The sequence below is a fragment of the Bacillus cereus group sp. MYBK30-2 genome (assembly GCF_051915945.1).
Taxonomy (GTDB): domain Bacteria; phylum Bacillota; class Bacilli; order Bacillales; family Bacillaceae_G; genus Bacillus_A; species Bacillus_A paramycoides.
Genome location: NZ_JBQAFR010000001.1, coordinates 785,497 through 802,743, shown reverse-complemented (window position 1 = coordinate 802,743; position 17,247 = coordinate 785,497). Strand labels below are relative to the sequence as shown.

Genomic DNA, 17,247 nt, shown 5'->3' with positions numbered 1-17,247 from the left:
TAATATCAATGCCAATTAATACTTGATTGATGAGACATGATTAAAAGTTCACTTTATTTGCAAACGAAAAAGAATCTTTATGTTTAACAAATTTTTTTTGATCTGGAACGGATTGAATTGATACAGCTTGCGAATCTCTTGCTTTCAGTGCATCTTGAATCCCGATTGTCATAAGCTTAATAAATAGAATCGTAATAAAGAATGAAACGAGAGTATAAAAAATAATCCACCATGACAGATTCATTTCATAACGATTTAATCCAATAAGGCCTGCCCAATCATTAGAAAGAGAAACAGGTTTGAACTCTCCATCATTCAGTTCTCGCATTTGTATCCCGCCAATTACAATGTTAAGCAACGCTAAATGGATAACGAGTATGAGTGTTTGGACGATATGTTCCATAAATAACACAAATACGCGATCAAGTAATAAGACTCGTAAGTGTTTTTTGATAATATGAAAACGGCTAGCACCCAGTAATTGTGAACTTAAAATGTAATCTCGTTTCATAAATTCATCAACCTCTGAGGAGATATATAAAGAAAGTGTAGGCAGAGCGACGAAAATAAGTACGAGAACTTGATAAAACGTAAATGAAATATTTGGATCTAATCTATCAGCATTTGATGTAATTACAATATTAACGGGCGTGATGAGTATGAATGCGATAAATAGAGTTGGGATATAATAAAAAACTTCTGAGCATGCCTGGAAAAATCTCTTGAATTTTGGAGCGTATAAACTTAAGAGGATTCCTATACATGTTCCGCATAAAATTCGAAAGAAGCTAATTGCCACGGCTAATAAAATGGTGAATTTTGCTCCTTCTACAATTTGTAAGAAAACAGACTCTCCAAAACGATCAGATCCAAAAGGCGGCATTAACGATGGCGGAAAGGGGGCCTTTCCAAGTAATTCGTTATTGTCATTGTAAAGTAACTGAGGAGGTTTTGGGATGTTATCTTTAAAGAACCAACTATAAATAAAACTAGCTGAAACAAGTATGAATAGATAAGTAAAGCCGATTAAAAATCGTTTTGATTTCCAAATAGATTTCATAATGCTGCTCCTTTCAATTGCTTTTGCCATCTATTCATCATGAATGAGATTATTTGAAAAATGGCATAAAACGGTAAAATAATCATAACAAGTATGATAAATGCAGCTGGAGGTGAAATAAACGCCTTCTTAAATAAAAATTGAATAATGCCTTCCATATTAAAAACAAATTCTAAAATGAATAAGTTAGAAAGTAAGAAAACAAAAATCGTTTTTAAATGGTGAAAGAAGTGGATAGATATATTTTTGAATAAATGAATGCATAGTATATAACTTGATGAAAGTCCTTTTCCATATGCAACCTCTACGTAATGTTTTCCATGTTCTTCTTTTATGTATAACACCATCATCCGAAACATTTGTAATGTAGGTAAGACTGCTAAAGATAAAATAGGGAGTAAATAAGCTCGATTTTCATTAAAAGAAATAATGGTGACAGGAGATTCCCCGAATTTCTGAAGTACCCATATGAAAAATATTTGCAAACAAATCATCATCATCATATCTGGGATAGCTTCTAATATGAACACAATTCGGTTTATCCATTTTTTTATATAATCTTTTGCTAAAAAATAAAAAAATGCCATACTAGATGATAGAAAGAGCGCAAGAAAAAAGGCTATAAATAATACAGTAAATGAATATAGGTAAGGTTCTAAAACCGTTGGAAATAATGGTGTCTTTTTGAAATGACCAAATTTCGGGTCTGATCCTATAACCACTAATGATTCAGGTGAGAAAACCTGTTTTAACATAGTAACGATCTGATTAAAAAAATGAATTGGTTGAAAAGTGAATCCCTGTTGAGTGATAAATAAATAAGGTAAATTTAGTAATAGTAAGAGTGATAAAAGAATTGATGAAAGTTTTATTGTGAATTGAGATATTTTATTTAACATTAAATCCCTCCGACATCTTTTTACAACATTATACAATAAAGTTCATATTTTGTTTTTTGATTTTTCAGAAAAAATAAATACTATTAGAATTTTATAGTATGGAACATATATTTACAAGGTAAAAAAAGTGATAGTAGGGATCCACGCCCTATGTCCATCAAGCTAAGAAAACGAAAATTATTATCTTTAGGTGGAGGGGTTACAAAAATACGCTATTCTTTCTGTTGAATCATAGGAAAGGATGGCGTTTTTGTATGTCTATTTCTGTATCCAATGAATTACAATTATTTGCTCACGAGATTCAAAGCTTTCTATCTCCAAATATCTTACGAGATCTTGCGAGAGATGTTGTATGGAATGATGCAAGCAATTGCTGAAGGATTTGAAGTGTTAGATAAAAGTGATTTTGATTTTAATTATGAAGATGTTGCGAAAGTGTGGGCAAATGGATCAGTTATCCGTGGTTGGTTAATGGACTTAACTGAAAAAGCATTTGCAGATGACCCGAAACTTGATGGTATTAAAGGTGTAATGAACTCTTCAGGAGAAGGGAAATGGACTGTTGAAACTGCGCTTGAACTACAAGCAGCCGCACCAGTTATCGCAATGTCATTATTTATGCGCTACCGTTCTCAAGAAGATGATACATTCCATGGGAAAGTTGTTTCAGCTCTTCGTAATCAATTCGGTGGACATGAGGTTGTTAAAAAATAGGGAATGGTTTTAATGAAGAAACTTGTGCTTATGTACAAGTTTCTTTTTTATTTTAGATTTTATAAAACATAGTTTAAGATATTCCTAATTTAAAAATACCAATCAACACATGTTTTTGGGTCGCATATGACAGCTTCAACGTTCATCGATTGAACAATGTATTCTATATTTTCGTCTGTAGCTAATAACAAAGTTGTAAAATAATGAGTTCCATGTTAAGTACTACATGTTCCATTTTATACTGATTGTATCAAATATAATGTGAAGCATCAAAGATGTCCCAACATAAAAATAAGAATAAATAAAATGAAGTTTTCATAAATAGTAAAAGGGTGATTATGTCATGAGTATAGTTAAGCGATGGTGTTACATACGAAAAGAGCGTGTTAATAAAGTATGAGGTGGTCAAATGGTAAATGAGAAGGAGAACAATGAAAGAACAGACAAAAAATTATGCCTTTGTATGATTGTGAAAAATGAATCGAGGATAATGGAGAGGTGTTTAAATGCAACAAAATCCATTGTAGACTTTGTTTCTATTTGTGATACCGGATCGACAGATAATACACCTGAAATTATTGAGAATTGGTGTAAAGAAAGTAGGATACCAGGGACGGTCCATCATGAACCATTCAAAAACTTTGGCTATAATAGAAGTTTAGCAGTTTCGTTAGCTCAAAAAACATATTCAGAAGCAGATTATTTATTAATACTTGATGCGGACATGATTTTAGAAGTTGAACCAACTTTTGATAAAAGTAGTTTAACTGAAGATCATTATCTTACACGGCAATATGATATTCATATTAAATATTGGCTTACACGTCTTTTAAAGGCTTCTTTACCGTGGAAATCTGTAGGAGTTACTCATGAGTACTGGGATATTGATCGTTCTAAAGTTGGAGCGGGTTACAATATAAGAGTAGCTAGGTTAGATACTCTTATCGTTAATGATCCTGGAGATGGTGGAAGTAAAAGTGATAAATTTGAAAGAGATGAGAGATTGTTGTTACAAGGGATAAATGATCCAGAAACGACTACAGATTTGCACATAAGATATTTATTTTATTTAGCTCAAACTTATTATCATTTAAATCAATTTGAAGATTCGATTAAGTGGTAGAAAAAAGAGTGGAAGCAGGAGGATGGACTGAAGAGGTATTCTATTCGCTATTGCGAATAGGATTTTGTTATGAATATTTAGCGAATGGTTCAACATACAAACAACATGAATTAATAGATAGTGAGGAAAAAGAACATGCCAAGGAGCAAGAAGAACAATATTTAGCGTTAGCTATTTTTTATTTTCAAAAAGCATGGGAATACAGACCAACTCGAGCCGAACCTTTATACCAACTTGCAAAATTGTATCGACTACGATCACAAAATAATATCGCTTTAATGTATGCACTACAAGGGAAAGAAATTCCTTTTCCAACAGAGGATCTTTTATTTGTAGATTACCATGTATATGATTACTTATTTGACTATGAAATTTCTATAAGTGGTTACTATATACCTCATAAAAAACATTTAGGTGCACAACCACAAAAGTATCTTGAATCGAAAAAAGAAGAGTTACCAGTGCATATAGCGGGTATGGTAGAGAATAATGCGAAATTTTATTAAATAAATTTTGGATTAAAGGAGTAGTGGAGTAATCATGGAATTAATACGATGGGCGATTGAACTAGGGGAAGCGGTGCATGGTAATACGTCAGAAGAATTAATCCCACTACTAGATTATTATTACGATCGTGATCATTTAAAAGCGTATTTTATCGCAAACCGTCTATTAGACATGGATATATCGAAAGAACATCGGGAAAGAGTTGAATTAAAAAGATGCATAGCTGCTTATTATGCTGGATTGCATAAAGCATCAAAAAAATATGCGAATCGGTTGTTAGTTGAACATCCTGGAGTAGAGCTATATAAAAATAATTTAAGATTAATGGAAGCTTATTTGAATAAAGAATATGATTATTGTCTATTTATATGTCCGAATACGTATGGTAGTTTCATAGATGTTGTACGAGCTTTGAAATGGCGATTGGAGCAGGAGGGAAATACCGTTATTCTATCAGAAACAATATTAGAAAATGCAAAGAAGACGATTGTTTTCGGAGCGCATACATATGCATTTAACCCGAATGCCCTTCCGAAAGACGCAATAATTTATAATTTAGAGCAGCTATATGAAGGAAGTCCTTATGCACATCCGCTTTATTTAATATTATTAAAAGATAGGGAGATTTGGGATTACAGTAAACAAAATATAGAATGGTTAATACAAAAAGGGGTAGGAAAAGAGATTAAACATGTAGGAATGAACTACGCCCCAACTTTGGAAATAAAGAAAGATGCATTTGAAGATGAAATTTCTGAAGATATTGATATCCTGTTTATAGGTGCTCTTAATCTGAGACGGCAAGTTATTTTCGATCAATTAAAAGTAGTTGCTCCACATTTAAATATTGTTTTTAAAAATAACGCATGGGGAATTGTTAGAAATGAGTTGATTGCAAGGTCTAAAATAATATTAAATATCTATTTTTATTTATCAGGAATTCTAGAAACACCCCGGGTTTCTTATGCTGTTGCAAATAAGAAGTTTATTATTTCGGAAAATAGTAATCCAGAGGACGAGATAGAGTGGCCTGGAATTGTATTCACACCATACGAAAAAATTGTAGAAAACGTAATGAAATATATAGAATTGCCAGAAGAGCGAACAAAATTAGCTGAAAAAGCGTTTAATCATTTTGAAGCTAAAGAAAGCATACTTACACTAAATCATAAAGGTGAAAAAAACTAATTTTGTGAGGCTCATACGAAAGTATGAGTTCTTTTTTATTTCTCATACTATTTTATGAAAGTTTTTCCCTCTTTTTACTGTGTTTTGTATAGAAATTTCTGATAATATATAAGTATAACTTGAAAACAAAGGAGAGAAATAATTATGAAACTAGTCGTAATTAACGGTACACCAAGAAAATTTGGAAGAACGCGTGTTATTGCAAAATATATCGCAGAGCAATTTGAAGGGGAGTTATATGATTTAGCAGTAGAGGAATTGCCTTTATATAACGGAGAAGAATCACAACGTGAATTAGAAGCAGTAAAAAAATTAAAAGCTTTAGTGAAAGCAGCAGACGGTGTAGTACTATGTACACCAGAATATCATAATGCGATGAGCGGAGCGCTGAAAAATTCGTTAGATTACTTAAGTAGCAGTGAATTCATCCATAAACCGGTGGCATTACTAGCGGTTGCAGGAGGCGGTAAAGGAGGAATTAACGCATTAAATAGTATGCGCACTGTTGCTAGAGGTGTTTACGCAAATGCAATCCCAAAACAAGTTGTGCTTGATGGATTACATGTACAAGACGGTGAACTTGGAGAAGATGCAAAACCATTAATTCATGATTTAGTTAAAGAATTAAAAGCATATATGGGCGTATATAAAGAGGTGAAAAAACAACTAGGAGTTGAGTGATATGTCATCTCTTTATAAAGATTCTCGTTTGTATTACATTCTAGGGGCCAATAGTTTATCTGCTATTGGTTCCGGGATTGTAATGATAACGATCCCATGGTTGTTAATTAAAGAGAGTGGAGGAGAGACAACATTCGGTTATGTTTCAATCATTTCAACTCTTATTATGTTTTTATTAACACCGTTTATCGGGCAAAGTATTGATCGTTTTTCAAGAAAATCTTTATTGTTATGTAACGAAGGTATCGGGATAGCCGTTATAGGAATGATGGCTATATGGGGATTTGCTGGGCAACCTTATCATTCTATTCACTATATTCTTATTTATATAGCAGGGTCATTCTACTATCTATTATTTTATCCTACAATATTTGCGTTCAACCAAGAGATATTTCAAGCAGAACATTATAAAAGTTTAAGTGGAACGATGGAAATACAAGGACAGTTAACACAAGTTATTTCAGGAGCGGCTGCTAGCTTTCTAATTGAGATCATTTCTTTGAAATGGATCTTGTTAGTAGATATGTTAACTTTTGCAGGAGCATTCTTCCTTTTCTTATGTATACCGTACGTAAAGAAAAAAGAAGTAAAAAGGAAAGTAACATTTAAGAAGCAATTGTTCGAAGGGATTCACTTTATGAAAAAACGTCCTAAGTTCTTTTGGTTTTTACTTGCGACTTATATGCCGTTTATCGGTGTCATGATGGCAAATTATTTAATCCCGGTATATATTTCAGATATACTAAAAGCCAGTGCCTCTGTATACGCAATAGAAGGTATGATGTACGGTGTCGGAGCGGTTCTTGCAGGAATAAGTATTCCAATTATGATGAAATATATAAAGACAGAAGTTTCAATCGTCATGACGATGCTCATATATGTAATTTCAATTACCGCAATGATTATTGAACCGTCCATTATGTTATTATATGGAATTGCCATTTTTCATGCAATTGGAAACGCTGGTACAAGAGTGGCGAGAAATGTATTGATGATGGAGGAAATCCCAAATGAAGTAATGGGCCGTGTAGATAGCTTATTTCGCTTAATTGGTACAGGAATACGAATTGTATTATTAATGCTGTTTACAGCCGGTGTATCTAGAGCTGGGGTAATGCTCCCGTTTTACGTATTAAGCTGTATATTGATTCTTTCATTAGGAATCGCTATTTATTATGTGCTATCACAACGTAAAGTAGGGACGAATGTTCCTAATAAATCAATCGTTTAAAAAGTACTTCTGCCTTCCTTTCTTTTTTTATATAATAAAAAGAAAGGGAGTGCAAACTTATTTATGAACAAATGGATCTTGCTTATAATCTTATTACTACCGCCGCTATACATCATTTATATGACGTTTCGAATGAATAAAGTTGCTCGTGAAAAATTGAGTAATCACTCTCCATACGTTCTTATATTAGGTGCAAAGTTATTTGGAGATAGACCGTCTTTATCACTCCAAAACCGTTTAGATGTAGCGTTGGAGTATTTATATTCTCATCCTGAGGTGAAAGTAATTGTTTCAGGTGGTCAAGGGGAAGATGAAGATATACCGGAAGCTCACAGTATGAGAAACTATTTAATGGTACACGGTATAGATGAGAGTCGTATTTTTATGGAAGATCGCTCTACAAATACGTATGAAAATTTAAAGTTTAGTATGGATTTATTTGATGTAAAACATACGGTAGTTGTAAGTAATACGTATCATTTATATCGAACGAAAATAATCGCAAAGCGTTTAGGCATGAAGATGGAGGCATTAGCTGCTGAAACACCGAGACGTTCTAAGAAAAAAATGTATGTGCGTGAATATGTTGCTATTATGAAAACAATATTGTTCGACCGTTAGAGCTCAAATATGAGCTCTTTTTTTATAGAATAATGCGTATCATTTGAAAAGAGTTCCATATTCCATCAAAATAAAGGAAACAACAATAAAGGAGTTGTGTTTGTGATTCAGTTTAATCATGTGTCAAAATCGTATGAAGATGGCGCAAAAGCAGTGGATTCATTGCATATAGAAATTAAAAAAGGAGAATTTTTTGTTCTCATTGGTCCGAGTGGTTGTGGGAAAACAACGACAATGAAGATGATTAATCGTTTAATTGAAACGACGGAAGGGTCAATTTTAATCGATGGAAAAGATATTCAACAATATAATATAAACGAACTGCGTTGGAATATTGGGTATGTGTTGCAGCAGATCGCTTTGTTTCCACATATGACAATTGCCGAAAATATTGCAGTTGTCCCTGAAATGAGAAAATGGAGCAAAAAGAAAATACAAGAGCGTGTCGATGAACTGCTACATATGGTTGGATTAGATCCGGATGTATATCGCGACCGTATGCCCGATGAATTGTCAGGAGGGCAAAAGCAGCGTGTTGGTGTTGTTAGGGCATTAGCTGCTAATCCCAAAATCGTTCTTATGGATGAACCATTTAGTGCGTTAGATCCATTAAGCAGGGAACAACTCCAGAAGGATATTGTACAATTGCAAAAAAAGATTCAAAAAACGATAGTGTTTGTAACTCATGATATGCAAGAGGCATTATCACTGGGTGATCGCATTTGTATTATGAGAGAAGGAAAAGTTGTTCAATTAGATACACCAGAAGGTATTATACATAATCCGAAAAATGAGTTTGTAGAGGAGTTCATTGGAAATCGTGGACGCCCTTGGTATGAGGGGAAGCAAGTAGAAGATATATTGCCGCTAGACAATAGCATACGAGTAGAAGGGAATGCTTTATCTTTAAATTCTCCTTTACAAGAAGCACTAGTTCGCTTACAAGTTGAAGAGTCAGTGTCAGTTGAAGAAAATGGTGAATATGTTGGTGCGTTAACAAGCCGCCATATAGTAAATTACATAGTTGAACAAATGAAGGAGAGAGGCTAAACAGTGACTGACTTTATTCAAACGTTCCAAGAACGAAAAGTAGAATTGCTAAGTGCGTTAAGTGAGCATTTACAAATATCGCTTATTTCATTATTTTTTGCAGTAATCATTGCGGTTCCGCTTGGTATTTTATTAACGAGAAAAGAACGAATGGCTGAATTTATAATAGGGACTTCTGCTGTTATGCAGACAGTGCCATCACTTGCTTTACTTGGACTTTTAATTCCATTAGTAGGAATCGGAAAACTACCAGCTATTATCGCACTAGTTGTGTATGCACTATTACCTATTCTACGAAATACATATACAGGAATACGGGAATTAGATGAATCTCTTATAGAAGCGGCGAGAGCTATGGGGATGAATAGCTGGAGAAGATTATGGAAGGTAGAGCTTCCTCTTGCATTGCCAATTATTATGGCTGGTATTCGTACAGCGATGGTCTTAATTGTTGGAACGGCTACATTAGCAGCTTTAATAGGTGCTGGTGGACTCGGTAAGCTCATACTACTCGGTATCGACCGGAATGATCATGCACTTATCATTTTAGGGGCCTTACCAGCTGCGTTACTCGCTTTATTCTTTGATATAGTACTTCGTATGCTTGAAAGTCCAAAACGCTCTCCTAAGCGTGTTATATTGACGATATGTATCGTAATCGTAGTTGTCGTTTCACCATTTCTTTGGAATACACAAAAGAAAGATATTGTTATTGCTGGTAAACTAGGATCTGAACCAGAAATTTTAATTCAAATGTATAAGCAGCTAATTGAACAGGATACAGATTTACACGTAGAATTAAAACCAGGTCTTGGGAAAACAGCATTTGTATTTGAAGCGTTAAAGTCAGGAGAAGTAGATATATACCCTGAATTTTCGGGAACAGCTTTATCTACTTTTGTGAAAGAAGAACCGAAAAGTACAAATCGCGATAAAGTATATGAACAGGCTCGCATCGGAATGGAAAAGAAATATAATATGGTTATGTTGAAGCCGATGGAGTATAACAATACATACGCACTAGCAATGCCAAAAAAAATGGCAGATCAATATAATATAAATACAATCTCTGATTTAGGAAATATTGCACAGGATGCGAAAGCGGGATTTACATTAGAATTTGCTGATCGTGAAGATGGTTATAAAGGCATGCAAAAATTATATGATTATAAGTTTTCAAATGTTAAAACGATGGAACCGAAATTACGTTATAGTGCAATTCAATCGGGTGATGTGAACGTAATCGATGCATATTCAACTGATAGTGAATTGGAGCAATATGGACTTAAAGTACTAAAAGATGATAAAGGATTATTCCCGCCTTATCAAGGAGCACCATTATTAAGAAAAGAGACATTACAGAAATATCCGGAACTTGAAAATGTATTGAATAAATTAGCTGGAAAGATTACAGATGAAGAAATGCGAAAAATGAATTATGAAGTAAATGTGAATGGAAAAAGTAGTGAAGAAGTAGCGAAACAATTTTTACAAAAAGAGAATTTACTCCGTTAATTTTACAAGAAATATACAATTTTATTTGTTTGAAATGACCGTTCATTACAAAATGAGCGGTTTTTTTGTGCATACTTATACATTTTTTCAAAAAAGTATTCCATTTTTCTTCATTTTCTTTTAGAATAAGTAATGTTTTCCTGAAAAAATATAAGAGAAACGTCTATTAGAGAAAAAGGTGACTTTAATAGTTGAACGAACATAACACCTAGAATGACAGATGGGGTGGTACAAATAGAAAAGAAGTTAGGATTTTTTCCGTTAATCGCATTAGTAGTTGGAACGATGGTTGGTGGTGGTGTTTTCAGTTTACCGCATGATTTAGCAGTAGGAGCAAATAGTGGTGCAACGATAATCGGTTGGTGTATTACAGCGATGGGAATGATTCCACTTGCGCTCGTATATCAAACGTTAGCAAGACAAAAACCGGAGCTTGAGGGCGGAATTTATAGTTATGCACGAGCTGGATTCGGTGAATATATTGGTTTTAACAGTGCGTGGGGCTACTGGCTGGCAGGAATTTTAGGAAATGTCGCAACAATTATGTTATTGTTTAGCACATTAGGTTATTTCTTCCCAATTTTTAAAGGAGGAAATAATATTGCGTCCATCGTTGGTGCCTCACTTTTATTATGGACACTTCATTTTCTTATTTTATTTGGAATTCGTGAAGCTTCCATTATGAATGTTATCGCAACAATTGGGAAATTAGTTCCGATCTTATTATTTATTGTTGTGATGGTAACAGCATTTCGCTGGGATACATTTACACATGACTTTTGGGGAGAAGGAACAATCTCAGTTTCCTCTGTACTTGGTCAAGTGAAAAATACAATGCTTGTAACTCTTTGGGTATTCATTGGGGTTGAAGGAGCAGTTGTATTATCAGGAAGAGCTAAAAATAGCAGAGACGTTGGAAAAGCGACAGTACTTGGATTAATTTTAGTTATGTCTATTTATATTTTAATTTCTGTACTATCAATGGGAGCCATGACGAGAAATGAACTTTCTGTTTTAGAAACTCCTTCAATGGGACATGTATTAGAACATGTTGTTGGACCATGGGGGGCAGTTGCGATTAATATCGGATTAGTTGCTTCACTTGTAGGCACATTAATTGGTTGGCTTTTACTTGTTTCTGAAATTTCTCACGTAGCAGGAAAAGACGGAGTGTTTCCGAAAGTCTTTACGAAAACAAATAAGAAGCAAACGCCGCATATGGCATTATGGATTTCAAATGTCGTTGCCCAAACTATATTTATAATCGTTCTGTTTTCAGAATCGACATATCAAATTATGTATTTTATTGCGTCAACATCAATTTTATTACCGTATTTATTATCAGCCCTATTTCAATTGAAATTAGTCATTACGAAAGAGCTGAAAGCTGCAAGAGTAAAAAATGGCTTGTTAGCTTTAATTGCTTCTGTATATTCTGTATGGCTCATATATGCAGCTGGTTTAAAGAATTTATTGCTTGTTTCAATCGTATATGGTATTGGGATTATTGTGTACATGTTTGCAAGAAAAGAACAAGGGAATCGTTGTTTTACAGGTAAAGAGAGATATGTTGTGTGGGGAATTGTTATTGCAGCTATCACATCACTTTATATGCTAGTGACAGGAAATATAAAAATGTAAAAGTCCTTTTAATTTAAAGGGCTTTTTTCTTTGGTTAGAGAATATTTAATACATAAGATATTCAGGAGGGATGAAAATGGAAGAAAAAGAACAGTTGTCTAGAATTATGGATTTAGCTAGTGATTTAAGGAAAGTACTAGTGCAAGAGTCTTTTTTTAATCATCATCCTGAACTACGAGGAGTGATTGAAAATTTAGCGAGTTCTGTAGAGAATTTGGCGGAGTTGCAGCAAAATAAAGATGAAAATGCCGAAGATCGATTACGGTACGTGCTTGCTAAAATGAAAATTGCTCATAATGCCATTTTACAAGAAAAAAAAGCATTTCCTTCTCATTAATATACGTTTTATTTTTGAACCTGACGGATGACGTTAGGTTTTTTATTTCTAATTTTGGTAGTAGTTCATACACTAAGAATAGTATGAAAAAGAAGGTGACTACGGTGAAATTACATAAAGCTCTTCATCCAAGTTTTATAAAGCGAATGTATTATATGAGGTTTATTGGGAAGTTTGCAAAAGCAGAGGGAGAGAAAAACGGGGAGAATTTCTATGTACAATGCCTTTCGCCAATCCCATTAACGTTACAAGAGCTATTTACAACTGAAAACTATTTGTTTGAAGGATTATGCAGCAATAAAAAGAATAAAAAAATCTTTTCAGATTTAAAGAAGCGAAAATTAGAAAAGCAATTAGTAATGTTTCGTCTTTATTATGATAGAGGAAATTTATTTCTGGAGTTAATATGCACAGAAGAGCCACGAGAAATAGCAACTGCATATAAACTGATTCCAACACCAAAAGTATCTAATTATAGAAAAGGTGAGTCTTTGGAACGAAAGCTTAGCAATGGTTATTTATCATTTCTTATGCCGAAATTACCAAAAGACTTTGAGTCTCCTGAATTATTATGGCATGAAGGAAGGCTATATGGAAATTTATCATTAAAATCATCAATAAGTTCAATTGCGTATTTTGAGCAAAGAAAAGAATGTAAATATATTAAAATAAATGATTGGGGGAAACATGTAGAAATAGCAGTAGAAGATCATTTATATTTTGTAAGTGAGAATGTGTATGAGCAATTAAAAAAACGAATTGCTGAAGAAGGTAAGCTAGTTGAAGTAGAGGATATAAAAGTACAAAAGGAGGATTGGGAATGGGATGAGCGTGAATCCTCTTTTTTACAACATGTACAAAGCGTAGTTCGTAATAAAAGGTTATATTTGGATGAAACGGATATTTATAATTTTCATATTAGTGTTAAAACAAATTTGTTAACGATTCTTGGTGGTATACCAGGTGTTGGGAAATCGCGTTTTGTGCAAGCTTATGCAGAAGCACTTGGCTTACATTATGGTGAAGAATTAGTTTGGATTCCTATTTTACCATCGTATCAAGAACCACATGATTTACTCGGATATCTTCATCCGAACGGTACTTTTATTGAAAGCGAAACGAAGTTAGTTCGGACGTTATTGAAAGCGAAAGAAAATCCAAATCAATTATATATAGTTGTGTTTGATGAAATGAACATGTCACATATTGAGCTTTGGTTTACTCCATTTTTATCTGTTCTTCAACTTGAGAAGAAAAATCGTATTTTGAATTTATATGAGAAAGTACCGGAAATAGAAAATCCCATTCCGCCTACAGTTGAAATTGGGGAGAACGTTATTTTCGTTGGTACTGTAAATTTTGACGAAACGACGAAAGAGCTCTCTGATCGATTATTAGATCGAACAAATTTGATTACACTACAAAAGATTCCATTTTGTGAGATGAGTTTAGAAAAGGAGAAAGTTGTACAGCAACCACCGCTGAAAGTAACGACGGGAGAATTTCGAATAAATTGGTTTAGGAATAAAGAAATGACCGAGGTGTTTTCTGAAGAGGAATTAGAGTTATTGGATAAGCTACATGATGTTTTATCATCACACGATGCATCAAAAGGGATTTCTTTTCGATGTGCAAGTGCAATTGCTTCGTATTTGCAAAATATACCGTTCCAAAATAATCAATCTTATATGATTAGCAGAGAAGAAGGCTTTGATTTGCAAATAAAGCAACGTGTATTAACAAAATTAAGGGGAACAGAAATGACGATTGGCCCTCTGCTTTCTGAAGAGGCGAAAAGAGGAGCAACATTGATACCGCTTTTACAGTCTTCGCTTGCAAATCGTGTATCAACATTTGAGCATTCTTTAGCGTATATAAGGCAAAAGCGTAGAGAACTGGAGTTGTATGGATATGCAAAATGAGGAGCGTTATGAAACAGCAATTGTCGATACGAAAGAAACGCTCCCGTTTGTATTAAAGCTAATCATTGGAACGGAGGGGAAAGGAGATTTTATCCTTTTAAATCGGCTTTGTACGTCTACTACAGCATTAGTTCAATGTATTTATAAAGTACAAGAATTAAAACCACTAAGATTACATTTCCATTATCAAAATCCGATGGATATTACATTCATATGGAATAAAGTATATGAGGGACAAAAGAATATAAAAGAGTCACAATATGATTTAAATGAAAAAAAACAAAGAGTATTATTGTATGAACATGGAAAAACTGAATTTTTTTATCCGTGGCGCTGTGGCTTATATCATTTTGAAGTGCGCATAGAAGACAAAACGTATTATGGTGCGTTTCAAGTCATTCCTAAAAATTTTTTTGATGACCAATTTGGAATGATTCAAAATTATGTGAAATCAATTTTGAATGAGTTGATTTTAGATAGAGGTTATTATAAAAAAACTTTTTCAGCACTTAGTGATATTGAGGATTCTTCTTACTTAGTATTACTAAGGAAGTTGCCGCAAAAAATGAAAAAAATAAAACAAATTTTTACGAAAGTAGAATCGAATGCGAAGTTTGTTCACGAATATGAATGGGAAATGGAGGAACGGAGGACGACGAGAAAAAGTGCCATTATGGCAGAAAGAAAACTTTATACGAAATATTATAATCGCAAATTTATAGAACAAAAAAATAGTAAAGAAAATGCATTTCTTAAATTTAAAACGATGCTATTCTATAATTATTTACTTGAAGCAGAAATTTTTTTACGTAAAACTATTGAAATACTAGAAGGAGCAAAGAAAAAAAAATTAGACGAATTTCAATCTGTTAAAACAATTATGAAAACGATTGAACGAAATGGATCAGTGACGGATAGGGAAAAACAAAAATATAAAAATATACATTTGTTGAAAGAAGCAGATTTACGAAAAAGTTCTGTGAAAATACAAGAATATAAAATTTTAGCACATATCGTACATGAAAGCGTGCAATACTTTCAAAATTTGTTGTATTCTTCATTTTGGAGGGAAGTTTCTGAAACAGCCAATATTAATTCTCACTCTTTATCTATACCACATCAACAATTAATCCATCATCTAGAATTGGTACCACAACATACTGGGCAATCTCCATCTTTATTATTCGTATATAAGCCAACATTTCTAGTGTATGAGTATTACGCTTTTTTTATCGTTATTTCTATATTAGAACAAATCGGATTTGAATATAAGAATCCTATCCGTGAACAAATACAAGAACATTTTTATTTAGATGGATTACAAGATGGAACGACAGTTGTTTTACATCAAGATGAGATAAAGGTGCACGTCGCGTTTAATGATTTAATTGAAACACATCCACTTATTGCATTAAGTAAGGGAAGTAATTTTTATAATGGAGAGGACACAAAAAAACCAGATATTCGTTTAGATTGTTATGTAAAGGAAGAAGAGAAGTATGTATACAAATCATCTATTATTGTCGAAGTGAAATATAGTCCTATGTACAATATTTTTCAGCCTGTCGGTAATACAAAAGCAGCGGAGCAAATGTATAAGTACTGGTCGATTAAATATGTAGAAGAACAGAATGGAAAACAAATTTTTCAGAGAAGGGCGATTTATGAAGTGATTTGTGTATATCCAGGTAGCCATATGCACAGTAAAAAAATTGAGTCTGGTTGTGGAGTATTTTTACAACTATATCCATATAAAACGAAACAAGGAGAAGAGAAATTGGCTGGGAAGCATGGGATGATTCAAATTTTTGAGAAATGGTTAAAAAGTAATAAAATGTAAAAGAAATCCTTTTTTTAAAAAGGATTTCTTTAGGTTAAGAAGAATTATATGCAGTACGGAAAGACATGTGAGATAAAAGGTTATTAGTAGGAATTTAATTCATTTTGCAGAATATAATAAGACGTAAATATTTTTAGTTGCATACGAAGATTTGTTCTTATATGATATATAGTGAAAGCGTTATCAAAAACAGAGCGGCGATGGGAAAGGCGGGTAAATATGTTCCAGCGTGTTCAAACAAAGGAAGAACATTTTTGGTTCGAGCAACTGTGGGGAGATTTTTGTGAAGAAAGAAACTTAATGTTTGTAGAACGTAATTTAAATCCATCACGATTTTTATTAATAGAAGATGAACATCATATTGGTACTGTAGAATGTATTAAGTATACGGTACCCGAACAATCAAATTCTGAGTTTTTCTATCCGTTTTCTAAAAATGATTTAGTGAAAGATTTGAAAAATGTATATGAAATAGGAAAGTTAAGCATTGCGAAAACGTCTCGGGGGAGAGGGCATTTCAAAAGGTTAACAGCTATTTTATTTATGCATGCGTTAGAGACGAAAGCTGAATGGTATATTGCAGCAGTTACAAAAAGAATGTATATGTATTTACTTACACTCGGTTTTCCAATTGAACCGATTGATAATCCATTCCAGTTTCATGATACTTTACAAGGTGTACCGGTACGAATTCATGCTCGAAAAGGGGCTACACATTTGTATTCTTTGAAAGAATTCCGTGATATTATTCAAGGGAATGCTCATGCACAGGCACTTATTGCAGAATACAGTAAAAATATTATGTTAACAAAATAAAACTATATGAATATGTATAGTTTTAAGAAGGGTGTCTAATCACGGACATCTTTCTTTATACAAAAAAGTAGACCCTTATTCTTGTAATAAGGGTCTACAAGG

13 protein-coding genes and 3 pseudogenes are annotated in these 17,247 nt (G+C 33.3%); 13 read left to right on the top strand and 3 right to left on the bottom strand.

Annotated features, from left to right (window positions below):
• Positions 1-40 precede the first annotated feature (40 nt).
• A complete protein-coding gene (locus tag ACTFQM_RS04185; RefSeq protein ID WP_440033539.1) occupies positions 41-1,060 on the bottom strand; it encodes an ABC transporter permease in 1,020 nt (339 codons plus the stop codon).
• A complete protein-coding gene (locus ACTFQM_RS04180) occupies positions 1,057-1,959 on the bottom strand; it encodes an ABC transporter permease subunit (RefSeq protein WP_098306850.1) in 903 nt (300 codons plus the stop codon). Before ACTFQM_RS04180 ends, ACTFQM_RS04185 begins: the two co-directional genes overlap by 4 nt.
• Positions 1,960-2,310: 351 nt before the next feature.
• Here ACTFQM_RS04180 and ACTFQM_RS04175 point away from each other — a divergent pair.
• Positions 2,311-2,673, top strand: a pseudogene (locus tag ACTFQM_RS04175) (phosphogluconate dehydrogenase (NAD(+)-dependent, decarboxylating)); the annotation flags it as partial.
• Between the two features lie 89 nt (positions 2,674-2,762).
• Here the strand turns inward: ACTFQM_RS04175 and ACTFQM_RS04170 are convergent.
• A pseudogene (locus ACTFQM_RS04170) lies at positions 2,763-2,873 on the bottom strand (DUF2711 family protein); the annotation flags it as partial.
• Positions 2,874-3,082: 209 nt separating this feature from the next.
• Between ACTFQM_RS04170 and ACTFQM_RS04165 the strand changes: the two are divergent.
• From ACTFQM_RS04165 to ACTFQM_RS04110, 12 genes and pseudogenes are all read left to right on the top strand, one after another.
• Positions 3,083-4,302, top strand: a pseudogene (locus ACTFQM_RS04165) (tetratricopeptide repeat-containing glycosyltransferase).
• A gap of 34 nt (positions 4,303-4,336) precedes the next feature.
• Positions 4,337-5,491 carry a glycosyltransferase family 1 protein gene (locus tag ACTFQM_RS04160; protein WP_440033538.1) on the top strand — a complete coding sequence of 385 codons (1,155 nt, stop codon included), beginning with the start codon at positions 4,337-4,339 and terminating at the stop codon, positions 5,489-5,491.
• A 144-nt stretch (positions 5,492-5,635) separates the two neighbouring features.
• Positions 5,636-6,172 (top strand): NADPH-dependent FMN reductase, encoded by a 537-nt coding sequence (locus ACTFQM_RS04155; RefSeq protein WP_071719937.1) that lies wholly within the window; start codon positions 5,636-5,638, stop codon positions 6,170-6,172.
• Position 6,173: 1 nt separating this feature from the next.
• Positions 6,174-7,403, top strand: a complete 1,230-nt coding sequence (locus ACTFQM_RS04150; protein ID WP_440033537.1) for an MFS transporter — start codon at positions 6,174-6,176, stop codon at positions 7,401-7,403.
• A 63-nt stretch (positions 7,404-7,466) separates the two neighbouring features.
• A complete protein-coding gene (locus ACTFQM_RS04145) occupies positions 7,467-8,024 on the top strand; it encodes a YdcF family protein (protein WP_440033536.1) in 558 nt (185 codons plus the stop codon).
• Between the two features lie 102 nt (positions 8,025-8,126).
• Positions 8,127-9,074, top strand: coding sequence for an ABC transporter ATP-binding protein (locus ACTFQM_RS04140; RefSeq protein ID WP_440033535.1), 948 nt, complete (start codon positions 8,127-8,129; stop codon positions 9,072-9,074).
• 3 nt (positions 9,075-9,077) lie between these two features.
• Positions 9,078-10,589, top strand: a complete 1,512-nt coding sequence (locus ACTFQM_RS04135) for an ABC transporter permease/substrate-binding protein (protein ID WP_002171797.1) — start codon at positions 9,078-9,080, stop codon at positions 10,587-10,589.
• A 213-nt stretch (positions 10,590-10,802) separates the two neighbouring features.
• Positions 10,803-12,230, top strand: a complete 1,428-nt coding sequence (locus ACTFQM_RS04130) for a basic amino acid/polyamine antiporter (protein ID WP_440033534.1) — start codon at positions 10,803-10,805, stop codon at positions 12,228-12,230.
• Positions 12,231-12,306: 76 nt separating this feature from the next.
• Positions 12,307-12,567, top strand: a complete 261-nt coding sequence (locus ACTFQM_RS04125) for a hypothetical protein (protein ID WP_002171799.1) — start codon at positions 12,307-12,309, stop codon at positions 12,565-12,567.
• Positions 12,568-12,671: 104 nt separating this feature from the next.
• Positions 12,672-14,489, top strand: coding sequence for an AAA family ATPase (locus tag ACTFQM_RS04120; protein WP_440033533.1), 1,818 nt, complete (start codon positions 12,672-12,674; stop codon positions 14,487-14,489).
• Positions 14,479-16,329, top strand: coding sequence for a hypothetical protein (locus ACTFQM_RS04115; protein ID WP_440033532.1), 1,851 nt, complete (start codon positions 14,479-14,481; stop codon positions 16,327-16,329). The genes ACTFQM_RS04120 and ACTFQM_RS04115 overlap by 11 nt, the downstream gene beginning before the upstream one ends.
• 219 nt (positions 16,330-16,548) lie before the next feature.
• Positions 16,549-17,145: a hypothetical protein gene (locus ACTFQM_RS04110; RefSeq protein ID WP_002171802.1), complete on the top strand. Its 597-nt coding sequence runs from the start codon at positions 16,549-16,551 to the stop codon at positions 17,143-17,145.
• Positions 17,146-17,247 lie beyond the last annotated feature (102 nt).